The sequence below is a fragment of the Paraburkholderia sp. SIMBA_054 genome, from assembly GCF_046534875.1.
Classification (GTDB): Bacteria; Pseudomonadota; Gammaproteobacteria; order Burkholderiales; family Burkholderiaceae; genus Paraburkholderia; species Paraburkholderia hospita.
The window spans coordinates 1-241 of the sequence record NZ_JAWRXV010001579.1 but is presented as its reverse complement, the minus strand read 5'-3'; the positions used below and the strand labels follow the sequence as shown (position 1 = coordinate 241).

The following is a 241-nucleotide window of genomic DNA, read 5'->3' as shown; positions in this document are numbered from 1 at the left end:
GGAGCGCGGCTGGGTGCTGGACGGCGTGATCAGCCAGAGCGATGCCCAGGCCCAGCAACTGTGGCGCCTGCGCGAAGGCATCACCGAGTCGGTCGCGCGCTACAAGCCGTACAAGAACGACATCTCGGTGCGCATCTCGGCGATGCCGGCGTTCCTGGCCGAAACCCAGGCGCTGCTCGGCGAGGCCTATCCGGATTTCGAGGTGGTGTGGTTCGGCCACATCGGCGACGGCAACCTGCAC

1 protein-coding gene is annotated in these 241 nt (G+C 67.2%); it reads left to right on the top strand.

All coding sequences use genetic code 11. The annotated features are described in order from the left end of the window. Positions 1 to 241, top strand: a 241-nt coding sequence (locus SB822_RS60370; protein ID WP_410859552.1) for an FAD-linked oxidase C-terminal domain-containing protein, incomplete at both ends; no start/stop codon positions are given.